This is a genomic window from Acinetobacter sp. AM, from assembly GCF_003105055.1.
In the GTDB taxonomy this organism is placed as follows: Bacteria; Pseudomonadota; Gammaproteobacteria; order Pseudomonadales; family Moraxellaceae; genus Acinetobacter; species Acinetobacter tibetensis.
Window position 1 is genome coordinate 36,898 of the sequence record NZ_QETG01000015.1, and the last position, 20,264, is coordinate 57,161.

Genomic DNA, 20,264 nt, shown 5'->3' on the forward strand with positions numbered 1-20,264 from the left:
GCTTATGTATGTTGCCTAAACTTTATTGAAACTGACGTGGAACAAATTGAACTTCAGGTTGTTTATCTTTTTTACGCGCCAGTTGACTGTTTTTGCCTAATAAAAGTTTCAGTTGCCAAATTTTTTCTAAACGTAAAGATTTACGTGGTTGATGTTCCATGGCATCCAGCACTTGCTTGGCTGCGGCTAAGGCATCAGGGGAGCGTTGCAGCATTTCTTCTGCAAGGGCTTGTGCTTGTTGTAATGGCGTCTCAGACAAATGTGTGACTAAACCAATGGTTTTGGCATAGTTGGCATCGAAAATACGGGCGGTCAGGGTTAACTCTTTGGCTAAATCAAGACCAATCACTCCTTTAAGCGAGCGGCTTAAACCCATGTCTGGCACAAGTCCCCAACGACTTTCCATAATTGACATTTGGGTGTCAGGATGGGCAATACGAATATCTGCCGCCAAAGCCAATTGCATGCCTGCGCCAAAACAAAAACCTTCTAGTGCTGCAATGACAGGTACAGGCAGTTCTTGCCAAATAAGGAAGGCTTTTTGGAACAGGCTTTGTCCGGGTTTGACCAGTTCCCATGCTGCATAAGCACGGTTTTTGGGATTATTTAAATCGGCAAGATCAATGCCTGCGCTAAATACATGAGCTTCACCCGTTAAAATGACACAACGAACGCTGCGGTCTTTTTTCAGTTGATTGGCAACTTTGACCAGTTCATGAAGTAAGGCAAAGCTCATGGCATTGCGCTTCTCTGGGCGGTTTAAACTGACTGTCGCGATTCCGTTTTGTTTTTCTACACGTAATAAAGCCATGTTGGATACTCTAATTTTGCTTTGCATCGGAGCATAGCATGCACATAACACGCTTGCATGACAGCTCAGTCACATCTTTTTTCCCTGAAATTATTGCATGTGTTTATTTAAAATTGACTGAGCTGCTTGTTTCACTTGTTGCATGATGAGCTTGAGATCATCAAAGCGTTGTATCGCTTCTTGAATAAACTGTTCGTCGGCACGACGCTTTTCTTTACGTAGCGTCGAAATAAATTGTTCAAATGACCCTGAAGATTCTTGTAGATTAGGCGTGCCCACGTAGCGTGTGGCGCCGTACAAGCGATGTAAGGCATGTTCAAGCTGAGGGAAATCTTCTAACTCAATCAGTTGTTGCATTTCATCGAGTTCGGTATGGAAACTGTCAACTAACATTTTTAAAAGATCAATCGCCAGATCTTCTTTGTTGGCTGCCAGTTGTAAGCTTTGTTGCCAGTTCAGAATTTGTGGATCAAGTGCTTCAATGACGATGTTTTTTTCTACAATGGCGGCTTTATCAAAACTTTTACTGGTCCAGTGCGTCAAGATTTGAATGATTTGCTCCATTTGAATTGGTTTGGTCACATAGTCATCCATGCCGACTTTTAAAAGTTTTTGTTTCTCATCTGCCAAAGCATGTGCAGTCAGCGCAATGATGGGCAGGTGCGTTTCTTCTTCTAAGGTAGATTCTAGTGCGCGAATGGCTCGTGTGGTATCAATACCAGACATAACCGGCATTTGAATATCCATAAACACCAAGTCAAAAGGTTTTAGTTTTTGTTCCAGACGCGACTGAATAATATCAATGGCTTCCTGACCGCTTTGTGCCTTGGTGGTGGTCACATTCAGTTCAGCCAGTAGGGCTTCCAGAACAATCAAGTTGGGTAAATGGTCATCGACGGCTAAAATATGTAAGCCTTGACCATCAAAGTCTTCATGTTGCTCAGATTGGAATATGGATTGATTGCTGAGCAGTTGAATTAGGGCATTACGGCTCAGAGGTTGATACAGTGGGCGTGCACGATATTCATTTAGCATATTGGGATCGAGTGCCATTTGGTAGCCATAAACCGCAAGACTACCCGTATAGCGACTGCGGATTTCTTTCAGCATGGCTTGAGTGTCGCCACTATGATCCACAATCAGCCAAGTATTTTCTTGCTGCGATTGAATTTGGTTTAGGCGACTAAATAAATCCAGAATGGATGCGGATTCAATATGCTCGACTTGATAGTTTTCGAGATAGTGACGCAGTACATGTGCAGCCGCAGGATGTGCCAAATAAGACACCACTTTCATGTGTTCGAACTGTGGATGAACAATTTCATATTCTTCATCGACAGCAAACATGGCGGTAAACCAGAAGGTCGAACCTTTTTCGGTGGGTGCACGTTCTTGGTTGTCTTCAAAACCAATTTGACCCTGCATCAAATGCACCAATTGTTTGGAAATCGCAAGCCCTAATCCAGTGCCACCAAATTGACGTGTGACCGAAGCATCACCTTGCGAGAAGGATTCAAATAAGCGTTTGCGATCTGTTCCACTTAAGCCAATACCACTGTCTTGGACACTAAAGTGCAGTAAGCATTGTCCAATATCATCATGCTTCATGCGTACTCGAACAATGATTTCACCATCGGGGGTGAATTTGATGGCATTGGAAATCAGATTGGTCAAAATTTGCTTAAAGCGTAAGGTGTCGCCTATCACTTGTTTAGGTACGTCATCGCCATAGTAGAACGCCATATCTATATGCTTTTGCGCTGCCAGTGGCGATAACATGTCCATCACATCAAAAATGGCTTCTTCCAGATCAAAGGGGGCAGTTTCTAATTCCAGTTTGCCCGCATCAATTTTAGAGAAATCTAAAACATCATTAATCAATGCCAATAAATGGGCAGAAGATTTACGAATGGTCTGTAAATATAAATTTTGCTCGTTGCTTAAATTGCCCTGACGAAGGAGTAAATGAATAAAGCCATCAATACTGTTTAAAGGCGTTCTTAATTCATGGCTGATATTGGCAAGAAATACCGATTTTGCCTGATTGGAAGAAATCGCTTGGTCACGCGCTTGGCGGTAAGTAATGTTTTGTACTTCTAGGGTATCCAGCGTACGTCTTAAATCATCTTCAGTTTGTTCGGTATGTTCTTTTAACTCTAGAAAGCTAAAATGAAGTCGTTTTACTACATTGGCAATATCGCGTTGTAACAGTCGAAGCTCGCCCGTACTGTTAATGATCATGTGTTGATCGAGTGTGTCGGCATTCAGACGTTGTAATTGCATACGAATCTCGTACATGGGGGCAATCCAACGACGTGAATAGAAGTTTAAACACAACAGCAAGAGTAATAAGGTTAAAAGCCCCGTTGCCACCAACACAATCAGGACGCGATAGCGTGCAATTTGTAAGGGTTGATTGTCCAGTTCAATCAGCAACCAACCTTTTTGATGAGGTGATTCATTAATCTGCATGCCATAGACATGATTGCCATTGAGTTTTAATGGTCCAAAAAAATTCTTGTCTTTCGGGTATTTTGGCCAAGCTGAATATGCGTCTCCACCAATATTCAGGCGTTCAGCACCAGTATGGTCAATAATGGTGGCATGATTTAAGAGCTTTTCATTGAACATATACTGCATGGCATTTTGCGCTTGGTCATAGTGCCATGGATAGCGATTGAGCAAGTCGAGTGCCGATTCGGCCGTACTTTGGTAGCGAGTTAAAATCGCAATGGCCATTTGGCGCTGTTGCGCTTTTGCTGCATTCGATGTTTCAGATAAAACCAATGCCGTGCCTACACAAGCCAAAATCATAATAGGCACAAAAATCATGGCAATCAGTTGCCCATACGCATGATTTAAGTGTAAGCGTTTAAATAACTTTTTATTGATATTCGGCATGGCAAATGTAGTAAATTCCCTATGCTCAGCATATTAGCATGCTTTATTTGAAACTGACCGCGCTTTAATCACTTTCATGAAAAACCCTGCGAAATGGGTGCAGGACACCCTATTTTTTCATACAATACCCGCACCTCGATCAAGGTACACATAATGAGTAACACAATCCCCGATTTTCAAGCCGATGAATTTTTGTTAGACCACTATGTAGGAAAAACACCGCTGGTACGTTTACAGCGTCTAGCAAGTCACACGCAAGCTACGGTTTTAGCAAAATTAGAAGGCAATAACCCAGCGGGTTCAGTCAAAGACCGTCCAGCCTATAATATGATTATGCAGGCAGAAAAGCGTGGGAAAATTCGACCGGGGGATACCTTGATTGAAGCGACCAGTGGCAATACAGGTATTGCACTTGCCATGGTTGCGGCGATGCGGGGCTATCATATGAAATTGATTATGCCTAACAACATGAGCCAAGAACGTAAAGATGCCATGCGTGCCTATGGTGCAGAGTTAATTGAAGTGACTCAGCAGCAAGGGATGGAAGGTGCACGCGATTTGGCGTTGCAAATGCAAGCTGAAGGTAAAGGTTTGGTGCTGAATCAGTTTGGTAATCCTGACAATGTCGAAGCGCATTACCTGACCACAGGGCCAGAAATCTGGCAACAAACGGGTGGGAAAATTACCCATTTTGTCAGCTCAATGGGCACCACAGGCACCATTATGGGCGTGTCGAAATACCTAAAAGAACAAAATCCTGAGATTCAAATTGTGGGTTTACAGCCAGAAGATGGTTCGAGCATTGCGGGAATTCGTCGTTGGCCACAGGAATATTTACCGACTATTTTTGATCGTAGCCGCGTTGATCGTATTATGGATATTCCGCAAATTGAAGCGGAAAAAACCATGCGTAAACTGGCACAAAAAGAAGGCATTAGTGCGGGGACATCTTCAGGTGGTGCGGTGTGGGCATCCTTACGTATTGCAGAAGAAAATCCAGATGCGGTCATTGTCTGCATTATCTGTGACCGTGGTGACCGTTATTTATCGACAGGTTTGTTTTCGGTACAAGATCCTGAATAATTTAAGCTCCATTATAGAGACTGAAGATGCGTTTACCTGTTCTCGTTTTTGATATTGAAACCATGACGGACTTAAAGTCTGGGTCGCATCTTTACGGTCTAGATTTACCTGAGCCAGATTTAGAGCAAGCATTGATCAAGTTGCGTCGTCAAGAGTCTGGCATGGATTTTCAGCGCTTGCCCTTGCATGAAATTGTCTGTATTTCGGGTTTATGGGTCGATGAATTAGGGGCGATGAAACTGTTTTCATTTAGTCGAGAGCAGTATTCAGAAGCTGAAATTTTAAAGAAGTTTCTCTCCATTTTTGATAAGAAGCATCCGACGCTGGTTAGTTGGAATGGTTCACAGTTTGATCTTCCTGTGATTTTGTTCCGTGCTATGTATCATGGATTATCTGCATCGAGTTTGTTCGATCAGGGTGAGATTGATCATCAGAAGAAGTATAATAACTACCAGAACCGTTACCATCATCGTCATGTTGATTTAATGGATGTAATGGCCATGTTTAATTTGCGTCATTTCCAGAAATTGGATGATGCCGCTCATTTATTGGGTTTTCCTGGTAAGCGTGGTGACGGAAGTTATCATGTCCCCGAATATGTTCGGTTACAACAATGGCAGGATTTAACTGGCTATTGTGAAGGTGATGTATTAAATACATGGCTGATCTATTTACGCTGGTTGTTATTAAAAGGTCAATTGCAACTAGAAGAGCATCGCGCTTGGATACAGGCCAGCATTCAGTTGCTACAGATTCACCCACAACATACTGATTTTCTAGAAATTTGGCGTAAAACGTCACAACAGACAGAATTTACAACATCCGATTTTCACCATTTAAACTAGGTTTTCATGAAGCATCGTAAGCATACCCGTCCAAGTCAGCAACCGATTTATACTTTTCAGGTTGAGACACTTTCGCATGAGGGACGAGGGATTGCCCATTATGGTACAGATGCCGCACACCCTGTCGAAAAACACGGCAAAAAAGTTTTTATTGCTCAGGCATTACCTGGTGAAACGGTTCGTGCCAGAATTACACACAGCAATAAGCGTTTAGAAGAAGCAGATTGTGTTGAAGTCTTGGGCACACCATCGACACTAAGGGTGAAGCCAGCTTGTCCGCATTTTAATGTCTGTGGTGGTTGTAGCTTGCAGCATATTGAGAAAGATGAGCAGATTCGTTTTAAACAGGATGTGCTGAAATCACATTTACAGCATTTTGCAGGCTTACAGCCAGAACAGTGGTTGGCGCCCATTCGCTCTTTACGAGAAGATTACCGCCGTAAAGCCCGTATTGGCGTACGTTATTTCCCACAGCGTGATCAACTTGTGGTGGGATTTCGTGAAAAGCAAAGTAATAAATTGACTTCAATTGATCGTTGTTTAGTGCTTGATCAGGCTTTTGGTTCGATTACGCGTTTAAAACAGTTACTCCAAAGTCTAACAGCCAAAGCCACGATTGGGCATATAGAATTAGCAATGGGAGATCAGGAGATTGCCTTACTGATTCGCCATACAGAAAAATTATCGGACCATGATGTCAACCAATTAAAACAGTTTACGTTACAGAAACAATGGCAATTGTATTTACAGCCCGCAGGTCCAGACAGTGTACAGCGTGTGGATCAGGCACAGGCTGAAATGCGTTTACATTATACTTTAACTGACTTTGATGTGAATTTTAGCTTTAGTCCACTGGATTTTACTCAGGTGAACTCAACTGTAAATCCGCAAATGGTCAAGCTGGCATGTGAATTGCTTCAACTGCAACAAGGTGATCGCGTTTTAGATCTCTTTTGTGGACTTGGCAACTTTTCTTTACCGCTCGCACGTTGTGTAGGACCAACAGGACAGGTGATTGCGGTTGAAGGAAGTGATGAAATGGTACAACGAGGTCAGGACAATGCGCGTCGCAATGCCATGACCAATATTGAATTCTTTTCACAAGATTTAACAAAAGATTTTTCGCATCATTCTTGGGCAAAACAGGGATTTGATGCATTATTGATAGACCCTCCACGTTCAGGCGCGGAAGAGGTAATGCATTATGTTCCTAAATTTAATGCAAAAAAAATCGTTTATGTATCATGTAATCCAGCAACATTGGCAAGGGATGCAGGTGTTTTGGCACAATATGGCTATCGATTAAAAAAGGCGGGTGTGATGGATATGTTTACGCATACTGAACATGTCGAATCAATTGCCTTATTTGAGCAAGAAAAAGAGATAAACGATTTATAATATGAATGATCATTTCGTAGGAGAAGGGTATGGTCACAGTACGTGAGCAATTGCCTGGACGACTCAATGAGTTGTCTGAGGAAGCGACTGTAGAGCATGCCGAACAAGCTCAACTCGATTTAGCCGAATGGTTAGATCGAGTACGCAGCATTTTAGACGGGGCAGCGCTCAAGCAACTCGAAGAAGTTGCAAAAGAGACTCTGCAAAAAGAGTTAGAATCCACCATAAATCATCGATCGAGCACCTTTTATACAGGGATCGAGATGGCCGATATTTTGGCGCATTTACACGTCGATGAAGATACCTTATCTGCCGCAATGTTGTACCGCAGTGTCCGTGAAGGACTCATGAGCATTGATTTTGTCCGTCAGCATTTTGGTGAGCAGGTGTTTAGCTTGGTAAAAGGAACCCTGTCTATGGGTAAACTTTCCGAGTTGATTGAACAAAATAAACGCTTAGAAGATCATTTTAATAATGATCAGCGTGAACATTTGACGGGCATCTATAAGATGCTGATTTCAGTCACGGAAGATGTTCGGGTTGTACTCATCAAGCTGGCAGAACGTACCTATGCCTTACGTGAATTGGCAAAATCATCACGTGAGCGTCAGGAACGTGTCGCACGAGAAATTTTGACCATCTATTCTCCATTGGCACATCGCTTGGGGATTGCACAGTTAAAGTGGGAACTGGAAGATTTAGCTTTCCGTTATTTGGCGCCAGAACGTTATAAAGAAATTGCGTCATTACTGAATGAAAAGCGTCTAGAACGAGAACACTATATTCAGTTTGTGATTGATAAGCTCAAGAATGAGTTAGCCGATCATGGTATTGAAGCTGAAATTAATGGGCGGGTGAAACACATCTATTCGATTTATCGGAAGATGAAAAGTAAAAACCTGAGCTTTGATCAACTTTATGATATTCGTGCCGTGCGGGTATTGGTGAAGTCGGTTCCTGAATGCTATCACTCATTGGGGATCGTGCATCAAATTTGGCGTCATATTCCACATCAATTTGATGACTATATTACCAATCCGAAAGCCAATGGATATCGTTCTTTACACACAGCGGTGATTGCCGAAAACAAATCACTGGAAGTACAAATCCGTACCCGCGACATGCATGAAGAAGCAGAGTTGGGCGTGTGTTCGCACTTTAACTATAAAGAAGGCGCGAAAACCACTGATCGCTCCTTCAATCATCGTTTGCATTCATTGCGCGCCGTGTTAGAACACTTCCAAGAGCGTAATGATGCCAGTGCGCATAAAGAAGATGAAGATTCTGAAAACTTTGAACAGATTCAAGAGTTTGAAGACTTTGAAAAAATCTATGTGTTTAGTCGCGATGGGGATATTAAGGAGTTGCCACGCGGTTCGACGGTGCTGGATTTTGCGTACCATGTCCATACCGAAGTAGGCAACAAGTGCTATGCTGCACGTGTGAACCAACGTTATGTGCCACTGACCTACACCTTGAAAACAGGTGAGCAAGTTGAGATTTTAACCAAAAAAGATCGTGAACCGAATCGTGACTGGTTGGTGAATTCTTTAGGTTATATCCGAACAGCACGTGCCCGCGATAAATTACGTCATTGGTTCCGTCAGCAAGATCGCAGTAAAAACCTAGAAATTGGTCGTGACATTCTCAACAAAGAATTATCACGTCTGGCGATTCATCCCAAAAGTATCGATTTAAGTGACTACTGTAATCACTTTAATGTGAAAACAGGGGATGACATTCTGATCAACTTGGTCAGTGGTGATATTAGCCTACATGCCTTGATGAATCAGGTGAATCGTCATATGCATCTGGATCAGGATGAACCTGAACTGGTGCTTAAACCTGCTCTGAATCCACGTGCCAGTCATACGCTGTCAGCACATGGGATTTTGATCGATGGCTTAGATAATGTGGAATTGCATGTTGCACAATGCTGTCAACCTGTCCATGGTGAGTCGATTGGCGGGTATATCACCTTAAATCGTGGGGTCAGTATTCATAAGGTCGCGTGTCCTGACTATGTCCGTATGATTGGTCAAGAACCTGAACGTGCTGTGGAAGCCGACTGGGAAATGCAACCCACACGTGGTCAAAGTGTACAGATTGTGGTGGAAGCCTATGACCGCCGTGGTTTGTTGAAAGATTTAACTCAAGTGATTTTCTCGGACCAAATCAATATTCGTCAGGTAAACACCATTTCTGAAGCAGATGGTATTGCCAATATGAAATTGTTGATTGAGGTGAAAGGTTTGGCACAATTGTCGCGTTTGTTGGCACGATTGGAGCAGCAACCAGGCATCATTAGTGCGCGCCGCTTAATTCAAGGCAATTAAGCGAATTAAAAAGCCTGCCTAGAGCAGGCTTTTTTATATACGTGGTTTATAAGAAAGATTGAAGAGAGTAAGCAATGGAACAACTATTGGCGGTCATGCAAGAATTACGTGAAAAATGTCCGTGGGATCAAAAGCAAACGCCCAATAGTTTAACGTCTTATGCGATTGAAGAAGCTTATGAAGTTGAGGCTGCAATTCGTTCTGGTGATATTCAACATATTAAAGAAGAACTGGGTGATTTGTTGCTCCAAGTAGTTTTTCAATCCCAAATGTACAGCGAGCAAGAGGCATTTAATTTTCAGGATGTGGTGCAAGGGATTACTGAAAAACTGATTCGCCGTCATCCACATGTATTTCAGGCGGAACAATTCAATCAGCTCGATGCAGAACAGGTATCTTCATTGTGGAAGCAAATTAAACAGCAAGAAAAACAAGGTAAGCCACAATCTCGTTTGGATCAAATTAAGCATGGTCCAACTTTACAACAAGCAGAGCAAATCCAAAAAAATGCGGCGCATATTGGTTTCGATTTTGCCAATGTGAAAGATGCTTATGCCAAATTAGAAGAAGAATTAAATGAATTACAGCAAGCAATCAAGCAACAAAACTCAGACGAAATAGAAGCTGAATTGGGAGATTGTTTATTCTCTTTGGTCAATGTTGGACGTAAACTAGGCGTCAATAATGAAATCGCCCTGTTAGGAACGATTGATAAATTTAGAACACGCTTTGCTTACATTGAAAATCAAGCCCAATTGCAAAACAAAACCGTAGAGCAATTATCCTTGATGGAAATGGACCAATTGTGGGAGCAGGCGAAAAACATATGACTTTATAATAAATACAGGCAACTTATGCAGCTGAATTTTAACGCTATTCGATTATTGCGAATATTGACACTTTTCACGTTCCTGATTTTTGGACTAGATCGTGTAAATGCGCAAAACTTTGATCAACAGTACTTGAATTGGAAAGCACAACAACAAGCCCAAGATGCTCGACTGGGTTCATCACGTACCGATGCAAACTATTATTTGTCAAAACCCAGTTTAAATACGGTATCGGGCAATAAAATACGCTTGAATAGTGCAACATCAGAACAATTGCAGCAGCTTTCAGGTATCGGTGAGAAAAAAGCCGAAGCGATTTTGCAGTATCGGCAACAGCATGGAAAGTTCAAAACTATTGATGAGTTACAGCAGATTAAAGGTATTGGACCGAAGCTCTTGCAAAAAAATAAAGACCGCTTAGCACTCTAGACTTGGGTTTTGCAGGATTGATATGCAATATTCGGTCATGCGTAGAGATAATCAAATTGCCCTTTGATTGTGTTAGAGATATGATTAGCACCATCTTAGATATTTTACGTTCAGGCGTAGGAGACAGCGTCTTTTGCAAACTTTGCGCGCGTCAAAATGTGGTTTATCCACCGCTCAACTACCTGCTTCAATTCTTGATGTAATTGATGCCCTAACCAAAGCGGGCTACGAGGCTTATATCGTAGGGGGCGGTGTTCGCGATTTAATGCTAGGCCTTAATCCGAAGGATTATGATGCCGTGACCAATGCCACACCCTCACAAATTAAAGAAGTGTTCGGCCGTCGTTGCCGTATTATCGGTCGTCGTTTTGAGTTGGCTCATGTCTATTCTGGGCGTGAACTGATTGAAGTGGCGACGTTCCGAGCACCACCAAAAAAAGCAGTGACTTCCGCTGCGGGTATGATCCTGCGTGATAATAATTGGGGCTCGATAGAGCAAGACTTTTCTCGTCGTGATTTTTCTATCAATGCACTTTATTATCAACCCCGTAAAGCGATTGTGCTCGACTTTTGTAATGCCGTAGAAGATGTTCAAAGTCGTACTTTACGCTTACTTGGCGATCCTCAATTACGTTTTGAGGAAGACCCAGTGCGAATGCTGCGTGCGTTGCGTTTTTCTGCCAAATTAAAATTTAGTATTGATCCAAAAATTTTAGAAATTTTTACACCTGAGCGTACACAGCTTTTGCGTGATGTCTCACCGCATCGTCTTTATGATGAATCACAAAAATTATTTACCATGGGGCATTTGTACCAAGTGCTCCCAATGTTGATTGATTTTGGCATTTGGCATCAACTTTTTGCAGAGATTCGCCCTGAAATCACACCATTTATTGAGCGTGCTGCGAAAAATACCGATCAGCGAATTCAAATTGGTAAAACCATTAATCCTGCATTTTTCTATGCAGTGTTGCTATGGAAACCTTTTTTAGAGCGTTGTGATTTTTACTTGAAAAAAGGTATAGTCGCTGCAGAAGCACGCGCTCAAGCGGGACTGGATGTGCTCAAGCGTCAAGCGACACGTACTGTGATTCCGCGTTTTGCCGAAACCTTTATTCGTGAAGTATGGGAAATGCAAACCCGATTGTTGAACCCGAAACCTCAACAAATTGAAGCATTGTCTAACCATGCGCGCTTCCGTGCAGGCTTTGACTTTTTATTGTTGCGTGAAAAAGCAGGCGATAATACCACGCAATCTATGGGCAGTTGGTGGGATGCTTATCAACTGATGTCTACGGACGAAAAAGAGCGTGCGATCGGTCAATATAACCGGCAACGTGCCAAAACACGTCGTAAAGTTGCTCAAGAAGAACCAGCGGAAACCAAGATTGCAGTTGATATTGAACCTTTGGTGCAAGAGCAAGAGCCACGTAGTCGTCGAAGCCGAAAAGCCAAAACTACAGAAACTGCTTCTCGAACGACAACTCATAACACCTCTGAATTGAATCATGATCATCCTATTTTAAAGAGAAAACGGGTAAAACGTGATTTAAACCAAGTCGTTTTTGGACCAACCCAATGAAGATTGTGAGCTATATCGGCTTGGGGAGTAATTTGGGCGATTCGCGCCAAATTTTGACCGAAGCCATTCAGAAGTTAGCAACATTGGGTGTTGTAAGCGTATCTAAATTGTATCAAAGTCCACCCATGGGGCCTCAAGATCAACCACATTATTTTAATGCGGTGGCTCGCTTGGAAACTGACTTGACTGCTTTGACATTGTTGGATCAATTACAACAATTTGAGCAGGATGCAGGGCGGGTTCGTCTGCGTCGTTGGGGAGAGCGTACTTTAGATCTAGATTTGTTGCTGTATGGTGATGAACAGATTCAACATGAGCGTTTGACCATTCCACATGTTGGAATTTTAGAACGTGATTTTGTGGTTATTCCATTATTGGACTTAGACCCAAATTTACACATTCAGGGACACCGATTAGATCGCCTTGATTTATTACAGCACACCACATTAACTGAAGTGGCTGATCAGCATTGGGCCAATATTTAATAACAAAGGTATGTTCTAGGAACTTCTAGAGAGGAACATCTCATGATTAGTCTGAGTGACTTAAGACAATTTAAACAAGATGGACGTAAGTTTTCATGCCTAACTTGCTACGATGCGAGCATGGCAAAAGCAATGGAGCTTGCTGAAGTCGATACGATTTTAATTGGTGACTCTTTAGGGATGGCGATTCAAGGTCGTGATTCAACTTTACCTGTAACCGTTGAAGACATGGCTTATCACACTGCGGCTGTGCGCCGTGGTAATCAACATGCGTTGATTATGACTGACTTACCATTTATGTCTTATGCAACGCTGAATGATGCATTGGTGAATGCGAAAACCGTGATGCAAGCAGGCGCGCAGATGGTCAAAGTTGAAGGCGGTGCTTGGTTAAGTGAAACTGTAGAAGTATTGACCCGAAATGGTATTCCTGTCTGTGTTCATTTGGGCTTAACCCCTCAATCAGTCCATGTTTTAGGTGGTTATAAGCTGCAAGCGCGTTCACGTGAAGCCGCAGATAAATTACTGGCAGATTGCCAAGCTGTGGTTGATGCAGGTGCTGCGGTATTGTTACTCGAATGTGTGCCTGCACAATTGGGTCAAGAAGTGACGGCTCGCTTTCCGCACATTCCTGTGATTGGTATTGGTGCAGGTGTTGAAACAGATGGACAAGTTTTAGTTGTACAAGATATGCTCGGTTTAACGTTTGGACGCGTAGCCAAATTCGTGCGTAATTTTATGAAAGAGCAAGCCGGGGAAACTGCAATTCTAGATGCATTTAAGGCATACCATGCCGCTGTGCTCGATCAATCATTCCCAGCAAAAGAACATACTTTTCAAGTAGAGCTGTAATATGAAAACTGAAACGACGATACAAGGCTTAGCAGGATCACTGCAACCAGCTCGTACTGCGCGAAAAATTATCGGCTTTGTTCCGACTATGGGGAATTTACATCAAGGACATTTGAACCTTGTACGTGAAGCACGCAAACTTTGTGATGTGGTTGTGGTTAGTATCTTTGTGAATCCGATTCAATTTGGACCCAATGAAGATTTTGATAATTACCCACGGACATTAGATCAAGACAGTCAGCTTTTGGCAGATGTTGGTTGTGACATTATTTTTGCACCATCGGTCGAGCAAATGTATGGTAAGCAGCCACGTTTAACCAATATTAGTGTCTCAGAAATTACCAATGATTTGTGTGGTAAACAACGTCCTGGTCATTTTGATGGCGTGGCAGTCGTTGTGACTAAGCTATTTAATATTGTACAGCCGAATTATGCTTTTTTTGGTCAGAAAGACTTTCAACAGTTGGCGGTGATTCGTCAATTGGTGCGTGATTTAAATATTCCGTTGGAAGTGATTGGTGTACCAATTGCACGTGCAGAAGATGGTTTGGCATTAAGTTCGCGTAATGGTTATTTAACTGAAGAGCAACGTAAAATTGCGCCAAGCATTTTTCAAAATTTGAAACATGCAGCAGCAGAATTGCAGCAAGGCACTGATTTAACAGAAGTGTTAGCGAATATTAAAACGTCGTTGACAGAAGCAGGTCTAGTTGTGGACTATGTAGAAGCGCGTACACCACAATTACAAGGTATTGATCAATTTAATCAGGATCTTGTTTTGTTTGTTGCGGCAAAATTGGGCACAACCCGACTCATCGATAATTTGCAGGTTAAGCATACTGCATCATAAAAGCCAAGGAATAGCTTTGCCATGAAGCGCATTTTGATTGTGACAGGACAATCTGGTTCAGGTAAGTCATCTGCATTGCAGGTACTGGAAGATTTAGGTTATTACTGCATTGATAATTTGCCTTTGGCATTGCTGCCAGAGATTGTGGCGAAACTGGATCGTGAAAATAATCTCGAACAATTGGCCTTAGGGGTGGATGTTCGGAGTACTCGTGCGGATTTGCAGGAGTTTGATCATGTTTTTGAACAATTATTAAGACATGGGGCGGTCGATATTATTTATTTGACCACGCGGGATCAGGAGTTAATTGCACGATTTAGTGCTTCACGTCGCCCGCATCCATTGTCGAATCGTTTTAAAAGTTTGAATGAGTGTATTCAGGAAGAAAAAACATTATTACTTCCGATACAATTACGCTCTACAGTACATATTGATACAACTGATAAAAGTGTGCATGATTTGAAGCATACTTTATTGTCTAAACTTGGACAGTCCGATAACTTAATTGTAATTTTGCAGTCATTTGGCTATAAACATGGCATTCCTTTAGATGCTGACTATGTCTTTGATGTGCGTCATTTACCGAATCCGCATTGGGATTTGGAGTTGCGGAAATATTCTGGTTTAGATGTACCAGTACAAAAATTTTTGGAACAAAGCCCGCAGTCCAATGAAATGTTTAAAGACATTTATCATTTTTTGGACAAGTGGTTACCTGCATTTGCCGAGGGGCATCGTCACTATATGACGGTCTCCATCGGCTGTACAGGTGGACAGCATCGTTCTGTTTATATTGTGGATAGACTCAAAAAAGCGCTTGAAGCGAATTGGTCTATTCAGGTCCTACATCGAGAAATGAAGCATTGGTCATGATTGACACAACTGTTGACGTAATTAATAAACTAGGGTTACATGCGCGTGCATCTGGCAAACTCATTGAAGTAACCACCAAATTCAAATCATCTATTCAGATTGGAAAAGGTGATAAATTAGTCGATGCGAAAAACATTATGTCTTTACTGATGCTTGGCGCAGGTAAAGGCACCACTTTACGTTTAGTGATTGAAGGCGCAGATCAGGAAAAAGCCCTATCTGAAGTTCAAGCACTATTTGCAGCAAAATTTTACGAGGCAGATTAATCGTGGCACGTCGACCGAACCGTTTTACTGACGAAGACTTTGAATCTTTAGAAGGACGTGCAAGTAAAACTGAACAGAAAAAAGCCGTACAACGTATGGCATCTTTAGGTTCTCAACTTGCAGAGTTGAACACTAAACAAATTCAAAACTTACCTGTTGAAGAGCGTTTGATTGAAGCACTTTTGGATGTGAAACTGATTACATCAAATGAAGCTCGTCGCCGCCAATTTTTACGCATTGGTAAGTTGTTGCGTAATGAAGATGAAACTGTGATTTTATCTTATTTGACACCGCAACAAGGCGCGAAAAAAACTGCTCAATTGCAGCGTTGGGTCGATCGTATGATCAAAGATGGTGATGTGGTCATTAATGAGTTTTCAAAAACGTATAATGCCGCGGAACGTCATACCATTCGTCAGCACATATTGCGTATCCACCGTGATATGAAACAGCAGGCTGATGAGGAGCAACTTAAAGCTTCGCGTTTGAAGTTGTTTAACTACGTTCAGCAAGTGGCTTTAATTTCAGATAATTAAGTCATTTAGACATAAAAACGCGACCGTTAAGGTCGCTTTTTTATGTGAGGACATTTGTCCGTGCGGTCTACTGAGTGCTTAACTAAACTCGCCCGTTGTACGCTCTTTGGCCCAGTCGCGCAGGACAAATTTTTGTAGCTTGCCTGTCGAAGTTTTTGGAATTTCCGTAATCACCACATCTTTAGGGACTTTAAAGCGTGCCAGATGTTGCTTACAGAATTCAATGATTTCCTCTGGGGTAGTTTCTTTGCCTGCTTTGAGCTCGATAAAGGCGCAAGGGACTTCTTGCCAACGCGGATCAGGTTTGGCAACCACCGCAGCCGTTAAAATGGCGGGATGTCGATACAAGACTTCTTCCACTTCTAAAGAAGAGATATTTTCACCGCCTGAAATAATGACATCTTTGGAGCGGTCGGTAATTTTGGCATAACCATCAGGTTGGCAAACTGCCAAATCACCTGTATGGAACCATCCACCTTTAAACGCTTCTGCTGTGGCTTCAGGGTTTTTTAGATAGCCTTTCATGACAATATTGCCACGGAACATGATCTCACCCATGGTTGTGCCATCTTTAGGCACAGGTTCTAAGGTTTCTGGATCAAGTACTTTCATACCATCTTGCAGCGGATAAGGAACACCTTGACGCGAATGCAGTTGTGCTTGTTCTTGAATACTTAATTCACTCCAGCCTGCTTGAGACGCACAAAGGGCAGAAGGCCCATAAGTTTCCGTGAGACCGTAGACATGTGTGACATTAATGCCAATATTACGCATCCCTTCAATAATCGCAGCAGGGGGCGCTGCACCTGCCACCATGACTTCGACGCGATGTTCAAACTTAATTTGTTTCTGTTCTGGAGTATTAATTAACATCGATAACACAATCGGTGCGCCACAGAAATAATCCACTTTATGCACTGCAATTAAGTTAAAGATCAATTCAGGGTCAACTTTACGTAAGCAAATGTTAGTACCGCCATTGGCAGCCATGGTCCAGGCAAAACACCAACCATTGCAATGGAACAGCGGTAAAGTCCATAGGTAGGTGGCACGTGGTGTCATACCGCAAGCGATGATATTACTGGCCGCATTAATGTATGCTCCGCGATGGTGATAAACCACGCCTTTAGGATTGCCTGTCGTACCCGAAGTATAGTTCAGGCTAATGGCATCCCATTCATCACTAGGTAAATGCCATTCAAACTCGGCATCGCCTTCTGCGAGCCAGTCTTCATATTCAATTTGACCAATCGGAGTGGAAAAACATTGTTCGTATTCTTCATCATCCACATCAATCACATAAATTGGCTGTGAAACTAAACTTAAAGCTTCTTTGGCAAGTGGTGCGAATTCAGGGTCAACTAAAAGTACCTTGGTTTCAGCATGTTCTAGCATAAATGCGATGGTTTTGGCATCTAAGCGTGTATTCAGGGTATTTAATACGGCACCAATCATCGGCACTGCGAAGTGGGCTTCAAGCATGGCTGGAATATTGGGTAACAGTACTGAAACTGTATCATTTTTACCGATGCCTAATTTTTGTAACTGCTGTGCAAATTGGCGGCAACGATTGTAGGTTTCACGCCAACTGATACGTCGCTTACCGTGAATGATTGCATCTTGATGCGGGTAAATATAAGCGGCACGTTCCAAATAGCGCAGTGGTGAAAGTGCAACAAAATTGGCTGGGGTGCGCGGTAGTTCATCGTAGGCAGCAACCATCTAACAACTCCATGTATATTTATTATCATCGATGCTTTAAAGATAAGCATTTCAAGTTGGACTTGCATTTATGCTTTAGTCGAGGGGTTACTTTTTTATAAAGTAATGAATTTTATGTAAAAATATTCAATAGTTGGTGTTTTTTGAATCTTTGTTCATAAATGTGATTAAATTCAAATATATATGAAAAAGTAGAATGTGTGTTTGTTTTTTAATCTCATTTGTCAATGCAGAAAACTATAGCGAATAAAAATATATGAATGACATCAAGATTGAAAATCATTCTAAAAGGTTCAAATGCATAAAAAATGACAATTTTTTGATTGGGATAAGATTTATCGAGTTAAAAGGTTTTATCCAACCCTGAACCCGTGTAAAATTCTTAGCAGTTTTTATCCACCGTTTTTATCTTTTGAGGTTTTACCTCGATCATAATCTCGCGGTGACATGCTCCATGGTACGGGGCATCACTCCTTAAGGATTTTTTTTATGCCAATTATCACTTTGCCAAATGGCGATCAAAAACAATTTGATCAAGCCGTATCTGTGATGGACGTTGCACTGAGCATCGGTCCGGGTCTTGCTAAAAATACAGTTGCAGGAAAAGTCGATGGTCGCTTAGTCGACGCATCTGACCTAATTACCACGGATGCAAGCCTTCAAATTATTACGCCTAAAGACGAAGAAGGTGTCGAAATTATTCGTCACTCTTGCGCTCACTTGGTGGGACATGCAGTTAAGCAATTGTTCCCTGAAGCGAAAATGGTGATTGGTCCAGTCATTGAAGATGGCTTCTATTACGATATTTTCAGTGCAAAGCCATTTACGCCAGAAGACATGGCTGCCATCGAAGAGCGTATGAAAAAGCTCATCGACCAAGATTATGATGTCATTAAAAAAATGACCCCACGCGATGAGGTGATTGCAGAATTCACAGCGCGTGGTGAAGATTATAAATTACGCTTGATTGCAGACATGCCAAATGAAACTCAAATGGGCTTGTACTACCATCAAGACTATTTGGACATGTGTCGCGGTCCACACGTACCAAATACTAAATTTTTAAAAGCATTCAAGCTGACTAAAATGTCAGGCGCTTATTGGCGTGGGGATGCAAAGAATGAACAGTTACAACGTATTTATGGTACGGCGTGGGCGGATAAGAAACAGCTTGCGGCTTATATCAAGCGTATTGAAGAAGCTGAAAAGCGTGACCACCGTAAAATTGGTAAAGCTTTAGACTTGTTCCATATGCAAGAAGAAGCACCGGGGATGGTGTTTTGGCATCCAAATGGTTGGACCATTTATCAAGTGCTTGAACAATACATGCGTAAAGTTCAGCAAGACAATGGTTATCTCGAAATTAAAACACCACAAATCGTAGACTTTACGTTGTGGGAAAAATCAGGTCATGCGGCAAACTACGCAGACAACATGTTTACGACCCATTCTGAAAGTCGTAACTACGCTGTGAAGCCAATGAACTGCCCATGTCACGTGCAAGTGTTTAACCAAGGTTTGAAGTCTTACCGTGATTTGCCAATTCGTTTAGCAGAGTTTGGTTCGTGTCATCGTAATGAGCCATCAGGTTCATTGCACGGTATTATGCGTGTACGTGGCTTTACCCAAGATGATGCACACATCTTCTGTACCAAAGAACAAATTGGTAAAGAGGTTGCTGACTTTATTAAACTGACTTTAGATGTTTATAAAGACTTTGGTTTCGAAGACGTGCAAATGAAATTGTCTACACGCCCAGAAAAACGCGTGGGTGATGATGCACTTTGGGATATGGCGGAAAAATCTTTAGCAGATGCTTTGGATGCAGCGGGTCTTGCTTGGGAGTTACAACCAGGTGAAGGGGCATTCTACGGTCCGAAAATTGAATTCTCGTTGAAAGACTGCTTAGGTCGAGTATGGCAATGTGGTACAATCCAATGTGACTTCAATTTGCCAGAACGTTTAGATGCCTCATATGTCACTGAAGATAATGACCGTGATCAACCTGTAATGTTGCATCGTGCAATTCTTGGTAGTTTTGAACGTTTTATTGGTATACTTATTGAACACTATGCGGGCTTTATGCCACCTTGGTTAACACCAATCCAAGCATGTGTGATGAACATTACCGATTCGCAAGCCGAAGCTTGTGAGTCTGTCGTTGCGAAACTTAAAGAAAACGGTCTCCGTGCGATTTCAGACTTGAGAAATGAGAAAATCGGCTTTAAGATTCGTGAACGTACATTAGAGCGTATTCCTTACTTATTGGTCCTTGGAGACCGTGAAGTAGAGGAAGGTACTGTAAACGTCCGTACCCGCTCTGGAAAAAATTTGGGTACTATGTCAATCGACGCTTTCGTTGACTTAGTAAAAGCAGCCGTTGCCGAACGCGGCCGGTACATTGTGGAGTAACAGCGATTAAACAGCCTGACCGTAATCAACAGGGCGGTAACAAATCAAACCGT

Annotated in this window: 17 protein-coding genes; 14 read left to right on the top strand and 3 right to left on the bottom strand. The window is 42.2% G+C overall.

Features of this window, described 5'->3' with window-relative positions:
• Positions 1–22: 22 nt before the first annotated feature.
• Together DCO44_RS09570 and DCO44_RS09575 are read right to left on the bottom strand one after the other, a co-directional pair.
• Positions 23–811, bottom strand: coding sequence for a crotonase/enoyl-CoA hydratase family protein (locus tag DCO44_RS09570; RefSeq protein ID WP_116761349.1), 789 nt, complete (start codon positions 809–811; stop codon positions 23–25).
• A 90-nt stretch (positions 812–901) separates the two neighbouring features.
• Complete coding sequence (locus DCO44_RS09575) at positions 902–3,712, bottom strand: ATP-binding protein (protein WP_116761351.1); 2,811 nt, start codon at positions 3,710–3,712, stop codon at positions 902–904.
• A 153-nt stretch (positions 3,713–3,865) separates the two neighbouring features.
• On the opposite strand from DCO44_RS09575, the gene cysM reads away from it, so the two are divergent.
• The 13 genes from cysM to yjgA all read left to right on the top strand — a co-directional run bounded on the left by cysM (position 3,866) and on the right by yjgA (position 16,077).
• Positions 3,866–4,795, top strand: a complete 930-nt coding sequence (cysM, locus tag DCO44_RS09580; protein ID WP_116761353.1) for a cysteine synthase CysM — start codon at positions 3,866–3,868, stop codon at positions 4,793–4,795.
• Positions 4,796–4,821: 26 nt separating this feature from the next.
• A complete protein-coding gene (locus DCO44_RS09585) occupies positions 4,822–5,640 on the top strand; it encodes a 3'-5' exonuclease (protein WP_116761355.1) in 819 nt (272 codons plus the stop codon).
• A gap of 6 nt (positions 5,641–5,646) precedes the next feature.
• Positions 5,647–7,038, top strand: a complete 1,392-nt coding sequence (gene rlmD / locus DCO44_RS09590) for a 23S rRNA (uracil(1939)-C(5))-methyltransferase RlmD (RefSeq protein ID WP_116761357.1) — start codon at positions 5,647–5,649, stop codon at positions 7,036–7,038.
• 29 nt (positions 7,039–7,067) lie between these two features.
• Positions 7,068–9,374 carry a RelA/SpoT family protein gene (locus DCO44_RS09595; protein ID WP_116761359.1) on the top strand — a complete coding sequence of 769 codons (2,307 nt, stop codon included), beginning with the start codon at positions 7,068–7,070 and terminating at the stop codon, positions 9,372–9,374.
• A gap of 74 nt (positions 9,375–9,448) precedes the next feature.
• Entirely contained in the window at positions 9,449–10,204 is a 756-nt protein-coding gene (gene mazG, locus DCO44_RS09600; protein WP_116761361.1) for a nucleoside triphosphate pyrophosphohydrolase, read from the top strand.
• Positions 10,205–10,228: 24 nt separating this feature from the next.
• Positions 10,229–10,633, top strand: a complete 405-nt coding sequence (locus DCO44_RS09605; RefSeq protein WP_116761363.1) for a ComEA family DNA-binding protein — start codon at positions 10,229–10,231, stop codon at positions 10,631–10,633.
• A gap of 133 nt (positions 10,634–10,766) precedes the next feature.
• On the top strand, positions 10,767–12,215 hold the full coding sequence (pcnB, locus tag DCO44_RS09610) for a polynucleotide adenylyltransferase PcnB (protein ID WP_116761365.1): 1,449 nt from the start codon (positions 10,767–10,769) through the stop codon (positions 12,213–12,215).
• Positions 12,212–12,700 carry a 2-amino-4-hydroxy-6-hydroxymethyldihydropteridine diphosphokinase gene (gene folK, locus DCO44_RS09615; RefSeq protein ID WP_116761367.1) on the top strand — a complete coding sequence of 163 codons (489 nt, stop codon included), beginning with the start codon at positions 12,212–12,214 and terminating at the stop codon, positions 12,698–12,700. Before pcnB ends, folK begins: the two co-directional genes overlap by 4 nt.
• A gap of 42 nt (positions 12,701–12,742) precedes the next feature.
• Positions 12,743–13,552, top strand: a complete 810-nt coding sequence (gene panB, locus DCO44_RS09620) for a 3-methyl-2-oxobutanoate hydroxymethyltransferase (RefSeq protein ID WP_116761369.1) — start codon at positions 12,743–12,745, stop codon at positions 13,550–13,552.
• 1 nt (position 13,553) lies between these two features.
• On the top strand, positions 13,554–14,402 hold the full coding sequence (panC, locus tag DCO44_RS09625) for a pantoate--beta-alanine ligase (RefSeq protein ID WP_116761371.1): 849 nt from the start codon (positions 13,554–13,556) through the stop codon (positions 14,400–14,402).
• 21 nt (positions 14,403–14,423) lie between these two features.
• Entirely contained in the window at positions 14,424–15,275 is an 852-nt protein-coding gene (gene rapZ, locus DCO44_RS09630) for an RNase adapter RapZ (RefSeq protein ID WP_116761373.1), read from the top strand.
• The gene (locus tag DCO44_RS09635; protein ID WP_116761375.1) at positions 15,272–15,541 is read left to right on the top strand and encodes an HPr family phosphocarrier protein; all 270 of its coding nucleotides are present in this window, start codon (positions 15,272–15,274) and stop codon (positions 15,539–15,541) included. Before rapZ ends, DCO44_RS09635 begins: the two co-directional genes overlap by 4 nt.
• A 2-nt stretch (positions 15,542–15,543) precedes the next feature.
• Entirely contained in the window at positions 15,544–16,077 is a 534-nt protein-coding gene (gene yjgA / locus DCO44_RS09640) for a ribosome biogenesis factor YjgA (protein ID WP_116761377.1), read from the top strand.
• A 78-nt stretch (positions 16,078–16,155) separates the two neighbouring features.
• On the opposite strand, the gene DCO44_RS09645 is transcribed toward yjgA, so the two are convergent.
• Positions 16,156–17,799: an acyl-CoA synthetase gene (locus tag DCO44_RS09645; RefSeq protein WP_116761379.1), complete on the bottom strand. Its 1,644-nt coding sequence runs from the start codon at positions 17,797–17,799 to the stop codon at positions 16,156–16,158.
• Between the two features lie 489 nt (positions 17,800–18,288).
• Between DCO44_RS09645 and thrS the strand changes: the two genes are divergently transcribed.
• Entirely contained in the window at positions 18,289–20,211 is a 1,923-nt protein-coding gene (gene thrS, locus DCO44_RS09650; RefSeq protein ID WP_116761381.1) for a threonine--tRNA ligase, read from the top strand.
• Positions 20,212–20,264: the final 53 nt, after the last annotated feature.